This is a genomic window from Limimaricola variabilis, assembly GCF_014195545.1.
Classification (GTDB): domain Bacteria; phylum Pseudomonadota; class Alphaproteobacteria; order Rhodobacterales; family Rhodobacteraceae; genus Limimaricola; species Limimaricola variabilis.
The window spans coordinates 212,780-234,046 of sequence record NZ_JACIBX010000002.1; the positions used below are offsets into that span (position 1 = coordinate 212,780).

Sequence of the window (21,267 nt, forward strand, 5' to 3'; positions counted from 1 at the left end):
GCGCGGGGTCTTGCGTCCGGGGCGCTTGGGTGCCACCTGCAGGCCCAGCAGATGGAGGGCGCCATGGCCGAGAAGAAGGACAAGCCGAAGCGCGAGCAGCAGGTCTACACGCTGCTGGTCGAGGTCGGCCGCAAGAACGGTGACGGGCTGCCCGAGGGCGCGACCGGCGCCGCGCTGATGTGCTATGCCTCGGGCGTGGACGAGGCCGAGGCGGTGCGCGAGACCGTGGCCATCCTCAAACAGGCCGATCTCGCGCCGCTCGACGTCACCGGCTACGGCACGCTCGACGAGCGCCTCGCCGAGGGCCACGATATCGACGAGGAGGAGCGCGCGCTGATGGGCCGCGCCCTCGAGGAGAACTCGGTGATCGTGGCGCAGATGACCCCCTTCTACGAGGACGCCAAGGGCGGCTCCGACACGGTGCACTGACCGCGCCGAGTGGGCGAGATTGAAACCATGCCCGCCCCGCGCTACCCCTTCGCCAATCGAAGGAGTGACCGGATGCCCCAGACCATCGACCCCGCCGACCTGACCGCGCGGCTGATCCGCTGCCCCTCGGTCACGCCCGAGGAGGGCGGCGCGCTGGTGTTGCTGCAGCAGGAGTTGGAGGCGGCCGGGTTCGACTGCACCCGCGTCGATCGCGGCGATGTCGCCAACCTCTTCGCCCGCTGGGGTGAGAAGGGTGCAACCAAGACCTTCGGATTCAACGGTCACACCGACGTCGTCCCGGTGGGCAATCGCGACGACTGGTCGGTCGATCCCTTCGGTGCCGAGGAAAAGGACGGCCAGCTCTATGGCCGGGGCGCCTGCGACATGAAATCGGGCCTCGCGGCCTTCGTCGCCGCCGCCATCGACTTCGTCCGGGAGACGCCCCCCGAGGGCGCGGTGATCCTCGCCATCACCGGCGACGAGGAGGGCGAGGCGCGCGACGGCACGACCGCGCTGCTTGACTGGATGAATGATGCGGGCGAGCGGATGGATGTCTGCCTCGTGGGCGAGCCGACCTGCCCCGAGACCTTCGGCGAGATGATCAAGATCGGTCGGCGCGGCTCGCTCAACGCCTTTCTCACCGTCACCGGGGTGCAGGGCCATTCCGCCTATCCGCACCGCGCCAACAACCCGATCCCGGCGATGGCGCGGCTGGTCGATCACCTGTCGAGCCACGCGCTCGACCAGGGCACCGAGCATTTCGACGCCTCGACGCTGGCCGTGGTGACCGTCGACACCGGCAACCCGGCCACCAACGTGATCCCGCGCCAGTGCCGCGCCACGCTCAACATCCGCTTCAACGACCTGCACAGCGGCACCAAGCTGACCGAATGGCTGCGCGCCGAGGCCGATTGGGTGGCCGAGGAATTCGGCGTCGAGATCGGGCTCGAGGTGAAGATCTCTGGCGAGGCCTTCCTGACCCCGCCGGGCCGGCTGTCGGAACTGGTGGCGGGCGCCGTCGAGGCCGAGACCGGGCTGCGCCCGGCGCTGTCGACCACCGGCGGCACCTCGGATGCGCGCTTCGTGAAGGCCCATTGCCCGGTGGTCGAGTTCGGCCTGGTCGGCCAGACCATGCATCAGGTCGACGAGCGGGTGGAGATCGCCCAGATCCACCGATTGAAATCGGTCTATGCCCGCATCCTCAAGGACTACTTCACGTGAAACACGAGATCACCGAGACCACCGACCTCACCCATTGCCACGCGCTGCGCCGCACCGTCTTCATCGAGGAGCAGAACGTCTCCGAAGCCGACGAGATGGACGGGCTCGACGCCGAGGCGATCCACCTGATCGCCACCTGCGACGGCAAGCCCGCCGGCACCGCACGGCTGCTGATCCGCGGCGAAACCGGCAAGATCGGCCGCGTCGCGGTGCTGCGCGAGCATCGCGGCACCGGGCTTGGCGCCGCGATCATGCGCCAGGCCGAGGAGGCGCTGCGCTCGCGGCCCGGCGTCACCCGGCTCTACCTCTCGGCCCAGACCCAGGCCCTGCCCTTCTACGAGAAGCTCGGCTACACCGCCTACGGGCCGGAATACGACGATGCCGGCATCCCGCATCGCGACATGGAGAAGCGGCTCGACCACTGAGGCTTCGCCACGTGATCGCGTGACGACCCCCCATGTGCGTGCTACCTGCTGCGCATGAACAGATTGCCCTCCCGCGAGGAGATCCTGCAGTGGATCTCCGACAACCCGACCCAGACCGCCAAACGCGACATCGCCCGTGCCTTCGGCATCAAGGGCGCGGCGCGGATCGACCTCAAGCGCCTGCTGCGCGATCTCGAGGATGAGGGGCATCTCCAGAAGAAACGCCGGACCTATCGCGACCCGGACCGGCTGCCGCCCGTCTCGGTGCTCTCGGTGCTGCCGCCCGATCCGGATGGCGATCTCTGGGCGCGGCCGCTGGAGTGGCATGGCGAGGGCGCCGAACCGACCGTCCTGATCCTGCCCCGCGAGAGCGATGCGAGCCTGGGCGCGGGCGACCGCATCCTCGCCAAGCTCACCGCCACCCCGGGCGAGGATCAGGACTACACCGCGCGGCTGATCCGCAAGATCGGCACCAACCCGCTGCGCATCCTCGGCATCTTCAAGAAGAGCTCCGAGGGCGGACACATCATGCCGATCGACAAGGGCGTCGACAAACAGTGGATCGTCCCCGCCGGGGCCGAGCACGGCGCCAAGGACGGCGAGCTCGTGGAGGCCGAGCAGTCGGGCCCCAAGGGCCGGCTCGGCCTGCCCAAGGCGCGCGTGACCTCGCGGCTCGGCGATCCGTCCGCCCCGCGCGCCGTCTCGCTGATCGCGATCCACCAGCACGGCATCCCCGACCATTTCCCCGACGCGGTGCTGGCCGAGACCGACAAGATGAAGCCCGCCGGTCTCAAGGGCCGGGTGGATCTGCGCGAACTGCCGCTCGTCACCATCGACCCGTCGGATGCGCGCGACCATGACGACGCGGTGCTGGCCCAACCCGACGACGCGCCCGACAACGAGGGCGGCCACGTCCTCTGGGTCGCGATCGCCGACGTCGCGCATTACGTCACGCCGGGCTCCGAACTCGACCGCGAGGCGCGCAAGCGCGGTAACTCCACCTATTTCCCGGACCGGGTGGTGCCGATGCTGCCCGACCGGCTCTCCGGGGATCTGTGCTCGCTGCATGAGGGCGTGCCGCGCGCGGTGATCGCGCTGCGCATCCGCATCGACGCCGAGGGCCACAAGCTCGACCACCGCTTCGAACGGGCGCTGATGCGCTCGGCCGCTTCGCTCTCCTACGAGGAGGCGCAGGAGGCCATCGACGGCCAGCCCAGCGACCGCGCCGCCACCCTGCTCGACACGGTGCTGCGCCCGCTCTGGGCGGCCTATGCGGCGCTGGTGAAGGCCCGCGACCGGCGCCAGCCGCTGGAGCTCGACCTGCCCGAGCGGCGGATCGAGCTGAACGAAATGGGCCAGGTGACCTCGATCTCCTTCAAGGACCGGCTCGACGCGCACCGGCTGATCGAGGAATTCATGGTGCTGGCCAATGTCTGCGCCGCCGAGACGCTGATCGCCAAGCGCACGCCGCTGCTGTTCCGCGTCCATGAGGAGCCCAACCCCGACAAGCTCGACGCGCTGCGCGAGGTGGCCAAGGGGGCGGGGCTGGTGCTGGCCAAGGGGCAAGTGCTCAAGACCGCGCATCTCAACCGGCTGCTGGCCCAGGCCGAGGGCACCGAGACCGACGAGCTGATCAACCTCGCCACGCTGCGCTCGATGACCCAGGCCTATTACAACCCCGAGAATTTCGGGCATTTCGGCTTGGCGCTCGCCAATTACGCCCATTTCACCTCGCCGATCCGGCGCTACTCCGACCTGATCGTGCATCGCGGCCTGATCTCGGCCCATGGCTGGGGCAAGGACGGGCTTTCGCCGGTCGACATCGAACAGCTCGACGCCACCGCCAAGCAGATCTCGGACACCGAGCGCCGCTCGATGCTGGCCGAGCGCGACACCACCGACCGCTACCTCGCCGCCTTCATGTCCGACCGGATCGGCGCGGAGCTTCCCGGAAGGATCAGCGGCATCGCCCGCTTCGGTGTCTTCGTGAAGCTCGATGAGACCGGCGCCGACGCGCTGGTGCCGATCCGCTCGCTGGGCAACGAGTTCTTCCACTTCGACGCCGAGGACCAGACCCTGATGGGCTCGGACAGCGGCCGGGTGATCGCGCTGGGACAGCGCGTCACCGCGCGGCTGGTGGAGGCCGCGCCGATCTCCGGCGGGCTGATCGCGGAGCTGGTGGAGATCGACGGCGCGACCATGCCCCGTGGCCCCTCCCGCCGCTCCGGCAAGCCGGCCAAGCGCAAGCTCGGCGCCGCCAAGAAGAAGGCGGCGGCCAAGGCCAAGAAGGAAAAGCGCAAGGTCACGCGCAAGCGTTGAGCCGGAACCACCCGTCCTTCCGCCGGTTCGCCCAGAGCTACCGGCGGAGGGCGACATGGCACGGCACGATATCGGCACGCTCGAGGATTTCGAGGAGAACCGCCCGATCAAGGGGATGGCGGGCGAGACCGCCATCCTGGTGATCCGGCGCGGGTCGGAGGTGACGGCGCTGGCCCATGCCTGCCCGCATTTCGGACTGCCCCTCTCCAAGGGGCATCTGGAAGGCGACCGGCTGATCTGCCCGTTCCACCATGCCTGCTTCGACGTCTCGTCCGGCCGGCAGACCCAACCGCCGGGCCATGGCGACCTGGCCCGCTACGCGGTCGCCATCGCGGATGGGCGGGTGACGGTGGAGATCCCCGAAGGCGCTGATCCGCATCCTGCTCCGGCGCATGTGCGGCGCGGCGCGGACAACCGCCGCGTCGTCATCGCGGGCACCGGCGCCGCCGCCGATGCCTGCGCGCTGACCCTGCGCGAGGAGGGCTTTGAGGGGAGCATCGCGATGATCTCGCCCGAGGGACAACCGCCCTATGACCGCACCTTGCTCAGCAAGGCGGTGCTGGCCACGGGCGACCTGCCGCGTCATCTCACCCTGACGCCGCCGGAGGCGCTGGCCGCGCGCGACATCGACCTGATCGAGGGCCGGGTCGCGGCGATTGACGCCGCCCGGCACGAGATCCGTACCGAAACCGGCGCGGTCCATGGCTACGATTCGCTGCTCATCGCCACCGGCGGCACCGCCAACCGCCTCGACCTGCCCGGCAGCGATCTGGGCGGGCTGCACCACCTGCGCTCACGCCAGGAGGGCGAGGTGCTGGCCCGCGACGCCGGCACGGCGCGCCAGGCGGTCGTGGTCGGCGGCGGCTTCACCGGCATGGAGGCGGCGCTGAGCATCGCCAAGCGCGGGCTCGAGGTCACCGTCGCGCTGCGCGAAGCGGTGCCGCTGGCTCGGATCGTGGGCGAAGCGGTGGGCCGGGCGATCATGGCCGAGCATGAGGCCAAGGGCGTGCGCTTCGTCACCGGCGCGAAAGTTGCGGGCTTCGAGGGCGACGGCCGGGTCGCGGCGGTGCGGCTGGAGGACGGGTCCCGACTCGACGCCGATCTGGTGCTGCTCGCCATCGGGGTGCGGCCCGCCACCGATATCGAGGGGCTGTCGCCCGAGGATGATGGCGGGCTGGCAACCGGTCCAGACCTCGCGGTTGAGGGGCTGGAGGGGGTCTGGGCCGCGGGCGACGTCGCCCGCCTGCCGACCCCATGGGGCCGCACTCGGATCGAGCATTGGCGGCTCGCGCGCCAGCACGGCGCGCGCGCGGCGCGGGCCATGCTGGGACACGACACCGGCGCGCCGGACATCCCCTTCTTCTGGACCGCGCTGGGCCGGCAATACCGCTATCTCGGCCATGCCGAGGATTGGGACGAGATACGCATCGACGGCGAGGCATCCGGCGATTTCGTCGCGCGCTTCATCCGGGACGGCCGGGTCATGGCGCTGCTCGGGGCGGGCTGCGACGCCGAGATCGCCCGCGCCCATGCCGAGATGGCGCGCGTTGGTGGGCCGCTACCGCTCTAGGCGATTTCCCGCCGCCCGGTGCCGCGCCCCTGTGGCGACTCACCTGCATCGCGGTAGTGCTGCCACAAACGAAAAGGAGCAGTCGGTGCGGAACTTGACGACATTTGGACGGGCGGGCCTTCTGGGCCTCGCACTCGCGGCGCTGGCCTCGTGCGGGGCGGTCTCCGGACCCCTCGACAGCTCGCTCCGCCCCCCCGCCCGCGCGGAAAAGATGGACGAGAACATGCGCCCCCGCCCCAATGCCGGTTTTTCGAACTGGGTCGCAGGCTACCGCCCGCGCGCGCTGTCGGCCGGCGTCTCCGGCGCCACCTTCGACCACGCCTTCGCCTCCGCCGGCTATATCCCCGGCGTGATCGAGAAGGACCGCAACCAGGCCGAGTTCACCAAGACTCTGGGCGAGTACCTCTCCACCGCCGCCTCCGACACCCGTGTCGAGACCGGCCGGGCGATGCTGTCGCAATATTCGAGCCTGCTGTCGGAGATCGAAGCCCGCTACGGCGTCGACCGGCAGACCGTGCTCGCGGTCTGGGGCATGGAGAGCAATTTCGGCAAGCGACGCGGCGACGTGCCCGTGGTCTCGGCGCTCGCGACCCTCGCCTATGAGGGCCGCAGGGGCCGCTTCTTCGAGCAGCAGCTCACCTCGGCGCTCAAGATCCTGCAGAACGGCGATGTCAGCCCCGAGAACATGAAGGGCAGCTGGGCCGGGGCGATGGGCCACACCCAGTTCATCCCCACCTCCTACGAGGCCTATGCCGCCGATTTCCGCGGCGACGGGCGGCGCGACATCTGGTCGGACGATCCGACCGACGGTCTCGCCTCGACCGCGAAATACCTCTCCAGCTTCGGCTGGCGCCGCGGCCAGCCCTGGGGCGTCGAAGTGGTGCTGCCCGCGGGCTTCAACTACGGCCTCGCCGGCGGCACCAAGAAGAGCGCCGCCGAATGGCAGGCGCTGGGCGTGCAGGCGGCGACCGGCGGGCGGATCGGCGATTTCGGCGCGGCCGAGATCCTGGTGCCCGAGGGCGCGCAGGGCGCGGCCTTCATGACCTTCAAGAACTTCGACGTCATCAAGCGCTACAACGCCGCCGATGCCTATGCGATCGGCGTCGGCCATCTGGGCGACCGGATCGCCGGAGCCGGGCCGTTCCGCACGCCGATGGCCACCGGCCGGGCGCTGAACCGGGCCGAACGCTCCGAGGTGCAGCGCCGCCTGACCGCGCTGGGCTTCGACACCGGCGGTGCCGACGGCATCATCGGCCCGAACACCACCGCCGCGATCCGCCGCTACCAGCAGGTCAACGGCCTGCCGGTCGACGGCTTCGCCTCGGAATCGCTGCTCAAGCGGCTGCGCTGAACGCTGGGGTGGCGGTTCAGCCCGCCACCCTCGCAGGCCCCGGCTCCGGCCAGACCAACCCCATGATCAGCATGTCGTCGGTCGTCCCGTCGAAGCGGCATGCGGCGAGCTTTCGCCCCTCGTGGCGAAAGCCCATCCGCTCGTAGAGCGCGATGGCCGGGGTGTTGGAGCCGCGTACCTCAAGCTCGACCCGCAGCATGCCTGCCACCCGCGCCGCGCTCAGCGCGGCGCCCAGAAGCGCCCGCCCGATCCCGGCGCCACGATGCCCGGCCACGACCCCCATGCCGAGCACGCCGCAATGCGCCCGCAGCGGCGAGCGATGGCGGGTGATGTCGCACCAGCCGAGGAGACGATCACCGCCGCGGGCCACGACATGCGGGTTGCCCTCGCGCAGATTGGTTTCGACGAAGGCGCGCACCTGTTCGATCGGCGGCGCCTCGAAGGCCGCGAGGTAGAGCCTCTCCCGCGCCACGGAGTCGAGCGCCGCGCAGAAATCCTCGACATCCTTCGGGGAGATCGGCTCGATCCGGACAGGCATCTCGCTCATTGATCCGGCAGGCAGTCCTCGCCGCGCATGCAGGCGGCCAGCCTCTCGCGCATGGCGGCATCCGGCGCGCCCTGCACCTTGCCCGGGCAGGGTTCGAGATCGACGATCAGCCGCCCGTCCTCCTCGCGCGCGAAGACCAGCACCTCGTCGCCGGGGGACAGGCTGCCACACCAAGGCCCGGCGCAGGAGGGTTGCAGGATCATCGGCGCCTCGACCGGCGTGTCGAAGCCGGTCGGCCCGAGCTGGCGACCGGCGAATTCGGCCGGCACCGGATTCGGGGTCGCGGTCACCGGCTGAGACAGATCCTGCATCGGCGGCAGCTTGTCCGCGTCGAAGGCGAAGCTTCCGACATAGGCGCGGTAGCTTTCGGGCGCGGCGTGAATCTCCGCGAAGCTGCGGATCGGGTCGGGCACGAGGCAGGACAGGGCGGTGGCAGGCTGCGCCACCGCTGCCAGAACGAGGCTCAGACCAGCGGCCCGAGCTGCTCCAGAACCTGTTCGTAGACGCGCCGCTTGAAGGGCACGATGGCCGAGACCAGCTCGGCGGGGTCGATCCATTTCCATGCGCTGAACTCCGGGTGCTCGGTGGCGATGTCGATGTCGGAATCCCGCCCCGTGAAGCGCATCAGCACCCATGTCTGGGCCTGGCCGCGATAGCGGCCGCCCCAGATATGCGGCACCACGTCGGCGGGCAGATCATAACGCAGCGGCGCCTCGGTCTGGGCCACCATGATCACCTTGTCGGGCGTCACGCCGGTCTCCTCGCGCAGCTCGCGCAGCGCCGCCCCGGTCACGTCCTCGCCCGGGTCGATGCCGCCTTGCGGCATCTGCCAGGCATCCTGGTCGCGATCGATCCGCTGGCCGACGAAGACCTTGCCCTCGGCATTGACCAGCATGACGCCCACGCAGGGGCGGAACGGCAGCGCGGCGATGCTCGATGGCCTCACTGCGCCTCCTCCTCCTCCGCGGCCTCGGCCCGCTTCTCGGGGTCGGGCAGCGACCGGGGACCGAGCGCGGAGAGGCCCTTGAGGATGTCGATCGCATAGGCGAGCTGGTAGTCCTGCTCGCGCAGTTCCGCCGCCTTCTCGGCCCGCTCGCGGTCGGCCTCGAGCTGCTTGATCTCGTCCTCGGTCAGGCTGTCATTGTCGAGGCTGCCGCGCAGATCGGCCTCCGACCGCAGCGGACGCGGCGTCGTGTTCTCCTCCTCGGTCTCCGCGACGGGCTTGGGCCGGGGCTGCTCGACGATGATGTCGGGCGAGATGCCCAGCGCCTGGATCGAGCGGCCCGACGGCGTGTAGTAGCGCGCCGTGGTCAGCCGCATCGCGCCTTCGCCCCGCAGCGGCATCACCGTCTGGACCGAGCCCTTGCCGAAGCTCTGGGTGCCGACGACGATGGCGCGGCGATGGTCCTGCAGCGCGCCGGCGACGATCTCGGAGGCCGAGGCGGAGCCGCCATTGACCAGCACCACCATCGGCTTGCCGTCGATCAGGTCGCCTGGGGTGGCGTTGTTGCGCTCGGACTGGATCACGTCGCGGCCACGGGTCGAGACGATCTCTCCTGCCTCGAGGAAGGCGTCGGAGACGTAGATCGCCTGGTTCAGCAGACCGCCGGGGTTGTTGCGCAGGTCGAGCACCACGCCGTTGACGTTGTCGAGCCCGCCCGCCTTCTCGATCTCCTCGGCCAGACCCTTTTTCAGGTCGGGATAGGTCTGGTCGTTGAAGGTGGTGACGCGGACCACGATGGTGTCGCCCTCGGTCCGGGCGCGCACGGCGTTGAGCTTGATCGTGTCGCGGATGATCGAGACGTCGAAGGGCTCTTCCTCGCCCTCGCGCACCACGGTGATGATGATCTCGGAGCCGACCGGCCCGCGCATCAGGTCGACCGCCTCGTCGAGGGTCAGGCCGAGCACGCTTTCGCCATCGACGGCGGTGATGAAGTCACCGGCGAGGATGCCGGCGGCGTCGGCAGGGGTGCCGTCCATCGGCGAGACGACCTTGACGATCCCCTCCTCCTGCGTGACCTCGATCCCGAGGCCGCCGAACTCGCCGCGCGTCTGGGTGCGCATGTCGGCGGCATCCTCGGGCGACAGGTAGGAGGAATGCGGGTCGAGCGATGTCAGCATGCCGTTGATCGCGGCCTCGATCAGCTCGCTCTCCTCGACTTCCTCGACATATTCGGCGCGGATCCGTTCGAAGATGTCTCCGAACAGATCGAGTTGTTCGTAGACGCTGGCGTTGCGCTCGGCCTCCTGCGCGACGAGCGGCCCGGCCACCTGCGTCGTGACGACCAGCCCGAGCGCAGTTCCGCCCAGCGCGGCCAGTAGCAGTTTCCTCATGCGCGACCTTCCCTCTCGTTTCCGGCGCTGCGGCCGTTTCCGTCGTGCCCCCGGCAGATCAGCCGGACACGAACCACGTGGCGGGGTCGACCGGCGCGTCGCCCTCCCGCACTTCCAGATAAAGCGTTTCCGGGCGCGGCGCGCCACCGCCCTGCGCCGTTTCGGTCAAGATTTCGTGCGGGGCTGGCAGCTCTCCGCCCATCAGCCCCACCGCCGCGCCCTCGGGCAGGATCTCTCCCGGGGTGCCATAGACCTCGGCGAGCCCGGCCAGAATCACAAGAACTCCTGCCGCCGGCTCGAGGATCGCGACATTGCCGTAATCGAGCAGCTCGCCGCGGAACCGCAGCGTCGCCGCGACCGGCGTGGTGACGAGGCTGCGCGGCGCGGTCGCGATCACGAGGCCGGGCCGGGTCACCCCGGCGGCGTCGGCCTGGCCGAAGCCGCGCAGCACCTGTCCCTGCACCGGCAGCGGGATCGATCCCTTGCGGTCGCTGGCATCCGGCGCGTTGGCCGACAGCTCGGCATCCACCGTCTGCGCCAGCCCGGAGGCAAAGGCGTCGAGCGTGTCGGTCGAGGCGATCAGCAGCGCCGTGGCGACCGGGTCCTCGGTGAAACGGCGCGGCAGGTCGGTGCGCTCCGAGATCGCCTCGGAGAGCGCGCTGCGCGCGGCCTGGGCCCCGGCCAGCCCCTCTTCCAGAGTGACGATCGCGCTTTGCTGCAGGGCGGCGAGATCGGCCGCCTCCTGCAGGTCGAGGCGCAGCTTCTCGGCCTCGGCCTGCAATGCCGGGGTAACTTCGGCGGCGATCAGGCCGGCCCGCGCGGTGCCCAGCGGCCCTGCCGGGTGCAACAGCAAGGCCGGCGCCGGAGCGCGCGACATCGCCTGCAGCGCGCCCAGAAGCGCCGCGATCTCCTCGCGCCGCGCGTCGAGTTCCACCGCGATGGCCCGCTCGCGGATCGCTGCGCGCCGCAGCCCGTCGCGCAGCGCCTCGAGACCGGTCTCGTAGGCGCGCACCGTCTCGGTCAGCGCGGCGACCCGGTCACGCGCGGCCTGCGCCGCGTCGAGCTGTTCCGAGGCGGCGGCGAGACGTGCGGCGGCCTCGCGCGCCGCAGTGGCGGTGTCCTGCGCGGCGGCGGGTGTGGCGAGCAGCGCCAGCGCGAGGGCGAGCGCCGCCCTCATTCGATGAGGCTGCGCCCGGTCATCTCGGACGGCAGGTCGAGGCCCATCAGGTCCAGCAGCGTCGGCGCCAGATCGGCCAGCCGCCCGTCGCGCAGCCGCGCACCCTCGGGCCCGCCGAACAGCGCCACCGGCACCGGGTTCAGCGTGTGCGAGGTGTGCGGCCCGCCGGTCTCGGGGTCGATCATCATCTCGCAATTGCCGTGATCGGCGGTGACGATCATCGCGCCGCCCGCCTGCTCCAGGGCCTCGCAGACCCGCGCGAGGCCCTGATCCACCGCCTCGCAGGCGCGGATCGCGGCGTCGAGATCGCCGGTATGGCCGACCATGTCGGGGTTGGCGAAGTTGGTGACGATCAGGTCGTAGCCCTGGCCGATCGCCTCGACGAACTTCTCGGTCACTTCGCCGGCCGACATCTCGGGCTGTATGTCATAGGTGGCGACGTTCGGCGATTTCGGCATGAAGCGGTCCTCGCCCGGCTCGGCCTCTTCCTTGCCGCCATTGAGGAAGAAGGTGACATGCGGGTATTTCTCGGTCTCGGCGAGACGGAACTGCCGCAGCCCCTTGGACGCGACCCAGGCGCCCAGCGTGTTGGCGATGTCGCGCTTGGGAAACACGGTCTTGTACCAGGCGACATGCTTGTCGGAGTATTCGACCATGCCGAGGCGCGCGGCCAGCGCCGGGGCCTCGCCGCGATCCCAGCCGTCGAACTCCGGATCGGCAATGGCAGCGAGGATCTCGCGCGCACGGTCGGCCCGGAAGTTGAGGCAGAACAACCCGTCCTGCGGCTGCATGCCGGCATAGTCGCCGATCACCGTGGCGGGGATGAACTCGTCGGTCTTGCCGGCATCCCAGGCCGCCTTCACCGCCGCGAGCGGATCCTCGGCGCGGTTGCCTTTGCCTGCCACGATGGCCTCGTAGGCGGTCTTCACCCGGTCCCAGCGGTTGTCGCGATCCATCGCGAAGTAGCGGCCGATCACGGTGGCGATCCGGGTGCCCTCGGGCAACTTCTGCAGCAGATCCTCGACATAGGCGTCGGCCGAAGAGGGCGCGACGTCGCGCCCGTCGGTGATGGCGTGGATCGTCACCGCGACGTCGCGGTCGCGCAGCGCCTTGGCCGCCGCGACGATATGGTCGAGATGGCCGTGCACGCCGCCATCCGAGACGACACCGAACAGATGCGCGGTGCCGCCCGAATCCTGCAGGGTCTTGGCGAAATCGACGATCGCCTCGGCGTCGTGGAAGGAGCCGTCCTCGACCGCGAGGTCGATCTGCCCGAGATCCATGGCGACCACCCGCCCGGCGCCGATATTGGTGTGACCGACCTCGGAGTTGCCCATCTGCCCGGAAGGCAGCCCGACATCCGGCCCATGCGTCACCAGCGTGGCGTTCGGACCTTGCATGATCCGGTCGAAAGCGGGGGTCTTGGCCAATGCGGGCGCGTTGCCCTCGCGCTCCGCGCGCAGGCCCCAGCCGTCGAGGATACACAGGACCACGGGTTTGGGTGTCGTCATCGGGGGGCCTCCTGCAATGGGTCGGGCAAGTCCTGAGCCAAAGCGCCCCGTTTGTCCACCGAGGGCCCCGGTTCAGACCCGGTGATAGGGCGCGCCCGCGAGGATCGAGGCGGCGCGGTAGAGCTGCTCGGTCAGCATCGCCCGCACCAGCATATGCGGCCAGACCATCGGCCCGAAGGAGAGCATCGCGTCGGCGCGCGACCTGAGCGCCGGGTCGATCCCGTCGGCGCCGCCGATCACGAAGGCGACCTCGGAGCGACCCTGGTCGCGCCAACCGGCCAGCATCTCGGCAAAATCGGGGGAGGACATCTGGCGACCGCGCTCGTCCATGGCGCAGATCACCGCGCCTTGCGGGATCGCGCGCTCCAGCAGCGCCGCCTCGGCGGCCATGCCGCCGCCCTTACGGTCGTCGACCTCGGAGACGGCGAGCGGGCCGAGGCCCAGCGCCCGCCCGGTCCGGTCGAACCGAGCAGTATAGTCATCAACCAGAGCGCGTTCGGGGCCGGCTTTCATCCGGCCCACCGCGCAGATCCTCACGCGCATCAGCGGAAGGCGTCGGCGGCCGCCCCCTGGGGCGCCCACATCTTCTCCAGCTGGTAGAACTCGCGCACCTCGGGCCGGAACACGTGAACGATCACGTCGCCGGTATCGATCAGCACCCAGTCGCCGGTCTCCTTGCCCTCGGTCTTCGAGAGCACGCCGAACTCCTGCTTGAGCTTGTCGGTGAGATGCTCGGCAATGGCCGCGACCTGGCGGGTCGAACGGCCCGATGCGATCACCATGTAATCGCCCATCTCCGAGCGTCCGCGCAGATCGATCTGCACGATCTCTTCGGCCTTGTCGTCATCGAGGGAAGCGAGGATTGCTGCGAGCAGCGTTTCACTCGTCGCGGAGGGCGCCCCGGCCATCAGGCCCGCGCCCCGGGAAGCGGCTTGCGCCGCATGGGTGGAAAGGGACAGGTCATCATCCTCCGGTTTCACGCCGCCGACTTTGCCCCGGCGCCAGGCATGGTTTCAATGTAGCAAGGGGGGTGGCCGTTTTCAACGATCCCGCCCCTCTCGTCCGATCACTCGGCGGTGCGTTGCGCGACCTGCAAGGCGGAGCCATCGAGCACCCGAACCTCGCGCTGCGGAAAGGGAATTGAGATGCCCTCGGCCTTGAACGCGTCCCACAAGGCGAGGAACACGTCGCCGCGGATATTGGTGAGTCCCGCCGTCGCGTCGTCGATCCAGAAGCGCAACGTGTAATCCACGCTCGAATCGCCGAAGGCGGTGATATGGCAGACCGGCGCGGGCTTTTCCAGAACCCGTCCGCAGCCCGCCGCCGCGGCCACCGCCACCCGCCGCACGAGATGCGGATCGTCGCCATAGGAGGCGCCGAAGGCGATGTCGATCCGCACCGAGTTGTCGGAATGGGTCCAGTTGACCACCTGCGTGGTGATCAGGTCCTCGTTCGGGATCAGGTATTCCTTGCCGTCTCGGGTGACGACGCTGGCGTAGCGCGCGCCCAGCGTCGAGATCCAGCCGAAGGTCTCGCCCAGCGAGATCACGTCCCCGGGCTTGATCGACTTGTCGAGCAGGATGATCAGGCCCGAGACGAGGTTCGACACCACCTTCTGCAGGCCGAAGCCGAGACCCACGCCGATCGCGCCCGACAGTACCGCGAGACCGGTGAGGTCCACCCCCACCGCGCGCAGCCCGACGAAGACCGCGATGCCGTAGAACAGCAGCTGCGACAGCTTCACCGCCAGCACCTGCATCGAGGGGCTGATCTCGGCATTGCTCTCGATCCGGTGCGCCGAGGTCCGCGCCAGCAGCCGCGCCAGGAAGAAGGCGACGCCGAGCACCAGCGCCGCCTTGAGCACCAAGAGCACCGAGATCCGCAGATCGCCGGTCTGGATCGACAGGCTGTCGAGCAGCCGCGAGGTCTCCTCCGTCAGGTCGAGGATGCGCAGGGTGATCCAACTCCAGGCGCCGTAGCGCACGATGCCGCGCAGGATCGGGTTGACGATCATCCGCGCCACCAGCGCCACGATCAGCCAACCGGTGGCGAGGTTGGCCACGATCCTGAGCACCCCGGCCCCGCCGCCGGGGTCGATCTGCCGCACCACCGCCAGCGCGATCCACAGCAGCAGCACGAACAGCACCCCGCGCAGCCGCCGGTGCAGCGTCACCGCGTAGCGCATCCGCCAGCGCGGCCAGCCCGTGCGGTGCCGCATCCAGTCATGCAGCTTCGGCCCGAGCCAGGCCCGGCCCAGATGCGCCAGCACGAAGACGCCGAGCACGATCACCAGCTGCCAGGCGTTCCAGGGCTGCATCACGCCCTGCGCCACCCGCTCGGCATCCGCGAGCAGCCGGTCGCCCAGATCGGTCGCCGCCTGGGCGATCACCTCGGGCGCCTCCTCGGCCTGACGGGCCATCTCGGCGGCGGCCGCCTCGGCTTCCTGCGCCGCGGTCCCGGCCACCTCGTCCACGCCCGTCTCCGGCTCCATCACCCATCCCCTGCCCGTTCGACTGTCCGAAGAATGTAGCGCCCCGCCCCCCCGGTCCAGCGGCTGCACAGGCTCTTGTGCCGCAGGGTCCGAAGGAGTATCTGGACGCCATGACACGGGTCTTCGACATGGATGATCGCGCGCGGCTGCCCTGGCGGTTCTTTGGCGCGACCTGCACGATCCTCGCGCGACTCTGACGCGGCGGGGCGCTTTCGCGCCCGCACGACCCCCGGCGCCAGCGCGCGCCCGTCACACATATCCAGCCGCAAGAGGACCACTCCATGACCGGCAAGACACTCTACGACAAGATCTGGGACGCCCACCTCGTCCAGCAGGATGCCGACGGCACCGGCCTGCTCTATATCGACCGTCACCTCGTGCACGAGGTGACCAGCCCGCAGGCCTTCGAGGGGCTGCGCATGGCCGGTCGTCAGGTGCGCGCGCCGGAGAAGACCATCGCCGTGCCGGACCACAACGTCCCCACCACCGAGGGCCGCGACAAGGTCATCGAGAACGAGGACAGCCGGATCCAGGTCGAGGCGCTCGACAAGAACGCGCGCGAGTTCGGGATCAACTACTACCCGGTCTCCGATATCCGTCAGGGCATCGTCCATATCGTCGGTCCCGAGCAGGGCTGGACCCTGCCCGGCATGACCGTGGTCTGCGGCGACAGCCACACTGCGACGCATGGCGCCTTCGGCGCGCTGGCGCATGGCATCGGCACCTCTGAGGTCGAGCACGTGCTCGCCACGCAGACGCTGATCCAGTCGAAGTCCAAGAACATGAAGGTGGAGATCACCGGCAAGCTCGCGCCGGGCGTCACCGCCAAGGACATCACCCTGTCGGTGATCGGCAAGACCGGCACCGCCGGCGGCACCGGCTATGTCATCGAGTATTGCGGCGAAGCGATCCGCGCGCTGTCGATGGAAGGTCGGATGACGGTCTGTAACATGGCGATCGAGGGCGGCGCCCGCGCCGGCCTGATCGCGCCCGACGAGACCACCTTCGAATACGTCAAGGGCCGGCCCCATGCGCCGAAGGGCGCGCAGTGGGAAGCGGCGATGGAGTGGTGGAAGACGCTCTATTCCGATGACGACGCGCATTGGGACAAGGTCGTCACCATCCGCGGCGAGGACATCGCCCCGGTCGTCACCTGGGGCACCTCGCCCGAGGACGTGCTGCCGATCACCGACGTCGTGCCGGATCCGGCCGCCTTCAAGGGTGGCAAGGTCGAGGCCGCGAAGCGCGCGCTCGACTACATGGGCCTCAAGGCCGGCACGCCGCTCAAGGAGATCAAGATCGACACGGTCTTCATCGGCTCCTGCACCAACGGCCGGATCGAGGATCTGCGCGCCGCAGCCGCGATCCTCAAGGGCAAGAAGATCAAGGACGGCATGCGCGCCATGGTCGTGCCCGGCTCGGGCCTCGTGCGCGCCCAGGCCGAGGAAGAAGGCCTGGCCGATATCTTCAAGGAGGCGGGCTTCGAATGGCGCCTCGCCGGCTGCTCGATGTGCCTGGCGATGAACCCCGACCAGCTCGCCCCCGGCGAGCGCTGCGCCGCGACCTCGAACCGCAACTTCGAGGGGCGCCAGGGCAAGGGCGGGCGCACCCACCTGATGAGCCCGGCGATGGCGGCGGCCGCCGCGATCACCGGACACCTGACCGACGTGCGGGAGATGATGTGATGGACAAGTTCGAAAGCTTCAGCGGCATCGCCGCGCCGATGCCGTTGGTCAACATCGACACGGACATGATCATCCCCAAGCAGTTCCTCAAGACCATCAAGCGGTCGGGGCTCGGGGTGAACCTGTTTGCCGAGATGCGCTACCTCGACGACGGCTCCGAGAACCCGGATTTCGTGCTCAACAACCCGGCCTACCGGAACGCCGAGATCATCGTCGCCGGCGACAATTTCGGCTGCGGCTCCTCGCGCGAGCACGCGCCTTGGGCGATCAAGGATTTCGGGATCAAATGCGTGATCTCGACCAGCTTCGCCGACATCTTCTTCAACAACTGCTTCAAGAACGGCATCCTGCCGATCACCCTCCCCGAGGAGCAGGTCGAGGTGCTGATGCGCGACGCCGAGAAGGGCGCCAACGCCCGGCTCGACATCGACCTCGAGAACCAGACCGTGACCACCTCGGAGGGCGAGAGCTTCCACTTCGAAGTCGACCCCTTCCGCAAGCACTGCCTGCTCGAGGGGCTCGACGATATCGGCCTGACCATGGAGAAGGCCGCCGCGATCGACAGCTTTGAAAGCCAAGCCGCGCAAGCCCGTCCCTGGGTCTGATTGAGGCAGCACGCCCCGGCGCGGGCGGGCGATGATTCGGACAAGAATGGGGCGGCCCGCCGGGGTCGCCCCGTTTTTCGTGGGGCCCAATCCAAAAGAATATGACGTAAAGTCATATATACCCACCGCTGGTAGGGCATCCCCCACCCTCTCCCACAAGATATGGCCCGAATAAGGCATAGAATTGGGCGTACCCGTCCCATTATCGGACCAGTTCGGCTGCCTCCGCGTCGCAAAAGAGCCGCAGTTCGAGCGCTTCCTGAGTCTTGATCGTTGCGCCTGAACTCGGAAAGGGCCCAAATAGTGGCAGGATTGAGGCAAGCGGGCCTGCATGGGCCGCACATCGCCGATGAAGAGCCGCGGATTTCAATCGTGGCCGCTCGGCACAGGAATGGGCAGACTATGGTCACGCGACTGACAGGAGGACTCCTGCGCGCGGCGCTGATGATGTTGCTGATCGCGACACCATCGATGCTGTTGCAGACCGGCGCCTCGGGCACCCCCGAGATCGTCGCGCTGGTCGCGCTCGGCGCCGGCCTGTTCACGGCGGTGGAATATACCTCGGTTTCGCCCAGCCTGGTGGAGTTCCGGGACGCGCCGCCCTTCAACCGCATCCGCTTCGTCACCCTCGGCGCGGCGGTGTTCCTGCTGTCGCTGCTGGCGCGCGACGCCAGCGAGCCCGCGACCATCACCGCGCTGGTCGCCGCGCTGACCGCGCCGCTGGGCCACCTGCTCGACATTCCCTATTCGCCGGTGCGGCTACTGATGCTGACCCTGCCCGACGGCACGCCCGGCGCGCTCGCCGACCAGGTCCGGGCCGGCGCGGCGCTGAGCTACCTGCTCTCGCTCGCCTCGATGGCGCTGTTTGCCGGGCTGCTGCGGTTCCGCGGCTGGCCGATGCGCTCGGGCAATTTCAACGTTTGGATCAACCTGCCGACCTTCGACCCGACCTCGGGGCCGGACGTGATCTGGCGGCTGCGCCGCGACGGTCAGGTGAACCTGGTGCTGGGCTTCCTGCTGCCCTTCGTGATCCCGGCGCTGCTCAGCCTCGGCATGCCGATGTTCGGCCAGCTCGACCTGTCCAACCCGCACACGATGATCTGGGCGCTGACCGGCTGGGCCTTCCTGCCCGCCAGCCTGCTGATGCGCGGCGTCGCGCTGCAGCGCGTCGCCGACATGATCGGCGCCCAGCGCGAGCGCGCCTCGGCCCGCGAGGCCGGGCTGATCCCGGCCTGATGCGCGGGGCGCGGCTCGGCGCCCTGCTCTCCACGCTTGCCCTCCCGCTTGCGGCCGAACCGATCCGGATCGCCAGCTACGACCCCGAACTGAGCCGCGACGGCCCCGGCCTGCTTTTGCGCGATCTGCAGCGCGGCGAGGATCCGCAGATCGCCGCCATGGCCCGGATCGTCGCCCATGCCGCCCCCGACATCCTGCTGCTCACGGGCGTCGACCGCGACGCGCAGGGCGCGACGCTCGACGCGCTCGCGGCGCGGCTGCAGGCGGCGGGCGCGCCGGACTATCCGCACCGCCTCGCCCCGCCCTCCAATGCGGGGCTGGCCTCCGGGCTCGATCTCGACGGCGATGGCCGCATCGACGGGGCGCGCGATTCCCATGGCTACGGCCGCTCCACCGGCGACGGGGCCATGGCGCTGCTGTCGCGCTTCCCGCTGCGGCTGGAGCGCGACCTGACCGGGCTGCTCTGGCGCGACCTGCCGGGCGCGGAGCAGCCCGCAATCGAGGGCACACCGTTTCCCTCCGCCGAAGCGCAGGCGGCGCGGCGGCTGTCGAGCGCGGGACACTGGGTGGTGCGGGCCGAGACCCCGTCCGGGCCGCTCCGGCTGCTGGCCTTCGCCGCGACCCCGCCGGTCTTCGACGGGCCCGAGGATCTCAACGGGCTGCGCAACCGCGACGAGATCCGGCTGTGGCCGCGCCTCATGGACGGGGATCTCGGCCCCGCCCCCGCGCCGCCCTTCGTCATCCTGGGCCTTGCCAATCTCGACCCCGCCGATGGGGAAGGACGCCGCGAGGCGATGCGCGCGCTGCTCGGCGACCCGCGTCTCGCCGACCCCCTCCCCGGCAGCGAGGGCGGCCGCGCGGCGGCCGATCCCGCCCATGCGGGCGACCCCTCGCACGACACGGCCGACTGGGATGCCCCCCCGGACGGCCCCGGCAACCTGCGGGTCGATTACGTCCTGCCCTCGCGCGACGGGCTGGCCGTCATCGATGCCGGCGTGGTCTGGCCCGCCACCGGCCCGCTGGCCGAGGCCGCGGCGCGCGCCTCGGCGCACCGGCTGGTCTGGGTCGATCTCGAACTGGAGTGAGCGCGGGCGGCCGGGCGCGAACTTGACCCGAGGGCGACCACGGGCTACCGCATCGCCATTCCATTCGTTTCAACCCGGAGCGCCAAAGTGTCCAATCCTTCCCTTCTGATCCTCGCCGGCGACGGCATCGGTCCCGAAGTCATGAACGAGGTGAAGAAGATCATCGGCTGGTACGGCGAGAAGCGCGATCTCGCCTTCGACGTCGAGGAGGACCTCGTCGGCGGCGCGGCCTATGACGCGCATGGCACCCCGCTCACCGACGCCACCATGGAGCGTGCCCAGAACGCCGACGCCGTGCTGCTCGGCGCCGTGGGCGGCCCGAAATACGACACGCTCGACTTCTCGGTGAAGCCCGAGCGCGGCCTGCTGCGCCTGCGCAAGGAAATGGACCTGTTCTCGAACCTGCGCCCGGCGCAGTGCTTCGACGCGCTGGCCGATTTCTCCTCGCTCAAGCGCGAGGTGGTTGCCGGCCTCGACATCATGATCGTGCGCGAGCTGACCTCGGGCGTCTATTTCGGCGAGCCGCGCGGCATCCACAAGGAAGGCAACGAGCGCGTCGGCATCAACACCCAGCGCTACACCGAGAGCGAGATCGCCCGCGTCGCGCGCTCCGCCTTCGAGCTGGCCCGCCGCCGGAACAACAAGGTCTGCTCGATGGAGAAGGCCAACGTCATGGAGTCGGGCGTGCTCTGGCGCCAGGTGGTGACCGAGATCCACGAGGCCGAGTATCCGGATGTCGAGCTGAGCCACATGTATGCCGATGCCGGCGCCATGCAGCTCTGCCGCTGGCCCAAGCAGTTCGACGTGATCGTCACCGACAACCTGTTCGGCGACCTGCTCTCGGACGCCGCGGCGATGCTGACCGGTAGCCTGGGCATGCTGCCCTCCGCGTCCCTGGGTGCACCGATGGCCAATGGCCGTCCCAAGGCGCTCTACGAGCCGGTGCACGGCTCGGCTCCCGACATCGCGGGTCAGGGCAAGGCCAACCCGATCGCCTGCATCCTGTCGTTCGCCATGGCGCTGCGCTACAGCTTCGACAATGGCGACGAGGCGACCCGCCTCGAGCAGGCCGTCGAGAAGGTGCTGGCCGATGGCAAGCGCACCGCCGACCTGCTCGGCCCCGAGGGCGGCACGCCGATCTCCACCGCCGAGATGGGCGACGCCATCATCGCCGCGCTCGACGCCTCGATCTGACACCGGTCATGCGGGCGGGGAAACCTGCCCGCATAACCCTCCCCGGCTTGCATCGCGCGCGGGGCTCGGACAATGGTGGCGCTATCA

20 protein-coding genes are annotated in these 21,267 nt (G+C 69.7%); 11 read left to right on the forward strand and 9 right to left on the reverse strand.

From position 1 onward, the window contains the following. Window positions 1–63 precede the first annotated feature (63 nt). From FHS00_RS04125 to FHS00_RS04150, 6 genes are all read left to right on the forward strand, one after another. Window positions 64–429, forward strand: coding sequence for a hypothetical protein (locus FHS00_RS04125; protein ID WP_183470156.1), 366 nt, complete (start codon window positions 64–66; stop codon window positions 427–429). A 72-nt stretch (window positions 430–501) separates the two neighbouring features. Next, window positions 502–1,650, forward strand: a complete 1,149-nt coding sequence (gene dapE / locus FHS00_RS04130) for a succinyl-diaminopimelate desuccinylase (RefSeq protein WP_183470158.1) — start codon at window positions 502–504, stop codon at window positions 1,648–1,650. After that, window positions 1,647–2,075, forward strand: coding sequence for a GNAT family N-acetyltransferase (locus FHS00_RS04135; protein WP_183470160.1), 429 nt, complete (start codon window positions 1,647–1,649; stop codon window positions 2,073–2,075). Before dapE ends, FHS00_RS04135 begins: the two co-directional genes overlap by 4 nt. A gap of 54 nt (window positions 2,076–2,129) precedes the next feature. Beyond that, the gene (gene rnr / locus FHS00_RS04140) at window positions 2,130–4,394 is read left to right on the forward strand and encodes a ribonuclease R (protein WP_183470162.1); all 2,265 of its coding nucleotides are present in this window, start codon (window positions 2,130–2,132) and stop codon (window positions 4,392–4,394) included. Window positions 4,395–4,449: 55 nt separating this feature from the next. Further along, window positions 4,450–5,964 (forward strand): FAD-dependent oxidoreductase, encoded by a 1,515-nt coding sequence (locus FHS00_RS04145; RefSeq protein ID WP_183470164.1) that lies wholly within the window; start codon window positions 4,450–4,452, stop codon window positions 5,962–5,964. A gap of 94 nt (window positions 5,965–6,058) precedes the next feature. Further along, complete coding sequence (locus tag FHS00_RS04150) at window positions 6,059–7,315, forward strand: lytic murein transglycosylase (RefSeq protein WP_425486028.1); 1,257 nt, start codon at window positions 6,059–6,061, stop codon at window positions 7,313–7,315. A gap of 16 nt (window positions 7,316–7,331) precedes the next feature. Here the strand turns inward: FHS00_RS04150 and FHS00_RS04155 are convergent, their stop codons facing one another. From FHS00_RS04155 to FHS00_RS04195, 9 genes are all read right to left on the reverse strand, one after another. Then, window positions 7,332–7,862: a GNAT family N-acetyltransferase gene (locus FHS00_RS04155; protein WP_221188705.1), complete on the reverse strand. Its 531-nt coding sequence runs from the start codon at window positions 7,860–7,862 to the stop codon at window positions 7,332–7,334. Then, complete coding sequence (locus tag FHS00_RS04160; RefSeq protein ID WP_183470169.1) at window positions 7,859–8,308, reverse strand: hypothetical protein; 450 nt, start codon at window positions 8,306–8,308, stop codon at window positions 7,859–7,861. Before FHS00_RS04160 ends, FHS00_RS04155 begins: the two co-directional genes overlap by 4 nt. A gap of 17 nt (window positions 8,309–8,325) precedes the next feature. Further along, complete coding sequence (locus FHS00_RS04165) at window positions 8,326–8,808, reverse strand: RNA pyrophosphohydrolase (RefSeq protein WP_183470171.1); 483 nt, start codon at window positions 8,806–8,808, stop codon at window positions 8,326–8,328. Beyond that, window positions 8,805–10,196, reverse strand: a complete 1,392-nt coding sequence (locus FHS00_RS04170) for a S41 family peptidase (RefSeq protein WP_183470173.1) — start codon at window positions 10,194–10,196, stop codon at window positions 8,805–8,807. Before FHS00_RS04170 ends, FHS00_RS04165 begins: the two co-directional genes overlap by 4 nt. A 58-nt stretch (window positions 10,197–10,254) precedes the next feature. Next, on the reverse strand, window positions 10,255–11,373 hold the full coding sequence (locus FHS00_RS04175) for a murein hydrolase activator EnvC family protein (protein ID WP_183470175.1): 1,119 nt from the start codon (window positions 11,371–11,373) through the stop codon (window positions 10,255–10,257). Continuing rightward, a complete protein-coding gene (gene gpmI, locus FHS00_RS04180) occupies window positions 11,370–12,884 on the reverse strand; it encodes a 2,3-bisphosphoglycerate-independent phosphoglycerate mutase (RefSeq protein WP_183470177.1) in 1,515 nt (504 codons plus the stop codon). Before gpmI ends, FHS00_RS04175 begins: the two co-directional genes overlap by 4 nt. A gap of 72 nt (window positions 12,885–12,956) precedes the next feature. After that, a complete protein-coding gene (rlmH, locus tag FHS00_RS04185) occupies window positions 12,957–13,427 on the reverse strand; it encodes a 23S rRNA (pseudouridine(1915)-N(3))-methyltransferase RlmH (RefSeq protein ID WP_183470179.1) in 471 nt (156 codons plus the stop codon). Next, entirely contained in the window at window positions 13,427–13,864 is a 438-nt protein-coding gene (gene rsfS / locus FHS00_RS04190) for a ribosome silencing factor (protein WP_407660050.1), read from the reverse strand. The genes rlmH and rsfS overlap by 1 nt, the downstream gene beginning before the upstream one ends. An 86-nt stretch (window positions 13,865–13,950) precedes the next feature. Next, window positions 13,951–15,375, reverse strand: coding sequence for a mechanosensitive ion channel family protein (locus FHS00_RS04195; protein ID WP_183470181.1), 1,425 nt, complete (start codon window positions 15,373–15,375; stop codon window positions 13,951–13,953). Between the two features lie 281 nt (window positions 15,376–15,656). Between FHS00_RS04195 and leuC the strand changes: the two genes are divergently transcribed. The 5 genes from leuC to leuB all read left to right on the forward strand — a co-directional run bounded on the left by leuC (window position 15,657) and on the right by leuB (window position 21,180). Beyond that, complete coding sequence (gene leuC / locus FHS00_RS04200; protein ID WP_183470183.1) at window positions 15,657–17,060, forward strand: 3-isopropylmalate dehydratase large subunit; 1,404 nt, start codon at window positions 15,657–15,659, stop codon at window positions 17,058–17,060. After that, entirely contained in the window at window positions 17,060–17,665 is a 606-nt protein-coding gene (leuD, locus tag FHS00_RS04205; protein ID WP_183470185.1) for a 3-isopropylmalate dehydratase small subunit, read from the forward strand. The genes leuC and leuD overlap by 1 nt, the downstream gene beginning before the upstream one ends. A 402-nt stretch (window positions 17,666–18,067) precedes the next feature. Further along, on the forward strand, window positions 18,068–18,901 hold the full coding sequence (locus FHS00_RS04210) for a hypothetical protein (RefSeq protein ID WP_183470187.1): 834 nt from the start codon (window positions 18,068–18,070) through the stop codon (window positions 18,899–18,901). Next, complete coding sequence (locus FHS00_RS04215) at window positions 18,901–19,986, forward strand: endonuclease/exonuclease/phosphatase family protein (RefSeq protein WP_183470189.1); 1,086 nt, start codon at window positions 18,901–18,903, stop codon at window positions 19,984–19,986. Before FHS00_RS04210 ends, FHS00_RS04215 begins: the two co-directional genes overlap by 1 nt. A gap of 87 nt (window positions 19,987–20,073) precedes the next feature. Beyond that, window positions 20,074–21,180 (forward strand): 3-isopropylmalate dehydrogenase, encoded by a 1,107-nt coding sequence (leuB, locus tag FHS00_RS04220; protein WP_183470191.1) that lies wholly within the window; start codon window positions 20,074–20,076, stop codon window positions 21,178–21,180. Window positions 21,181–21,267: the final 87 nt, after the last annotated feature.

What these genes read in the sequence shown, in the direction of transcription:
- FHS00_RS04125 (WP_183470156.1), top strand. Translation starts at nt 64, where the DNA reads ATGGCCGAGAAGAAGGACAAGCCGAAGCGCGAGCAGCAGGTCTACACG.
- dapE (WP_183470158.1), top strand. Translation starts at nt 502, where the DNA reads ATGCCCCAGACCATCGACCCCGCCGACCTGACCGCGCGGCTGATCCGC.
- rnr (WP_183470162.1), top strand. Translation starts at nt 2,130, where the DNA reads ATGAACAGATTGCCCTCCCGCGAGGAGATCCTGCAGTGGATCTCCGAC.
- FHS00_RS04145 (WP_183470164.1), top strand. Translation starts at nt 4,450, where the DNA reads ATGGCACGGCACGATATCGGCACGCTCGAGGATTTCGAGGAGAACCGC.
- FHS00_RS04155 (WP_221188705.1), bottom strand. Translation starts at nt 7,862, where the DNA reads ATGAGCGAGATGCCTGTCCGGATCGAGCCGATCTCCCCGAAGGATGTC.
- FHS00_RS04170 (WP_183470173.1), bottom strand. Translation starts at nt 10,196, where the DNA reads ATGAGGAAACTGCTACTGGCCGCGCTGGGCGGAACTGCGCTCGGGCTG.
- FHS00_RS04175 (WP_183470175.1), bottom strand. Translation starts at nt 11,373, where the DNA reads ATGAGGGCGGCGCTCGCCCTCGCGCTGGCGCTGCTCGCCACACCCGCC.
- gpmI (WP_183470177.1), bottom strand. Translation starts at nt 12,884, where the DNA reads ATGACGACACCCAAACCCGTGGTCCTGTGTATCCTCGACGGCTGGGGC.
- rlmH (WP_183470179.1), bottom strand. Translation starts at nt 13,427, where the DNA reads ATGCGCGTGAGGATCTGCGCGGTGGGCCGGATGAAAGCCGGCCCCGAA.
- FHS00_RS04195 (WP_183470181.1), bottom strand. Translation starts at nt 15,375, where the DNA reads ATGGAGCCGGAGACGGGCGTGGACGAGGTGGCCGGGACCGCGGCGCAG.
- leuC (WP_183470183.1), top strand. Translation starts at nt 15,657, where the DNA reads ATGACCGGCAAGACACTCTACGACAAGATCTGGGACGCCCACCTCGTC.
- leuD (WP_183470185.1), top strand. Translation starts at nt 17,060, where the DNA reads ATGGACAAGTTCGAAAGCTTCAGCGGCATCGCCGCGCCGATGCCGTTG.
- FHS00_RS04210 (WP_183470187.1), top strand. Translation starts at nt 18,068, where the DNA reads ATGGTCACGCGACTGACAGGAGGACTCCTGCGCGCGGCGCTGATGATG.
- FHS00_RS04215 (WP_183470189.1), top strand. Translation starts at nt 18,901, where the DNA reads ATGCGCGGGGCGCGGCTCGGCGCCCTGCTCTCCACGCTTGCCCTCCCG.